Origin of the sequence: Peribacillus simplex (assembly GCF_001542915.1) — a bacterium.
Taxonomy (GTDB): domain Bacteria; phylum Bacillota; class Bacilli; order Bacillales; family DSM-1321; genus Peribacillus; species Peribacillus simplex_B.
Window position 1 is genome coordinate 122,047 of the sequence record NZ_LNNH01000023.1, and the last position, 376, is coordinate 122,422.

The window sequence follows — 376 nt, forward strand, 5'->3', positions numbered from 1 at the left end:
TTTTTAAGTCCCCTTAAAGTAGTCCAACGCATACCATGCTTTTCTTTTGCATCTGCGAATACACGCTCAATCGTTTCTTTGCGTTTCGCATATATAGGTTTTACCTCTTGATGATGACGCAGATGATCTGCTTCTTCCACATATGCTTGCCAGATATGCCGTGTCACTACTTTTTGATGGTCTTTGCTTTCCGTACACCGTGATAAAAATGAGCATGTTGCACAAATTTGTTTGGGCGATTTGTACTCGCGATAGCCCTCTTTATTTGTTGTTGATTACTTTAAAGTTTCTCCCGAAGGGCAAAGGTAACAATCAAAGTGTTCATCGTAAACATAGTCATGTTTGCGAAAGAATCCTTCTTTTGTACGAGGACGTG

General features: G+C 40.2%; 1 pseudogene. It reads right to left on the reverse strand.

From position 1 onward, the window contains the following. A pseudogene (locus AS888_RS25080) lies at positions 1–376 on the reverse strand (transposase); the annotation flags it as partial.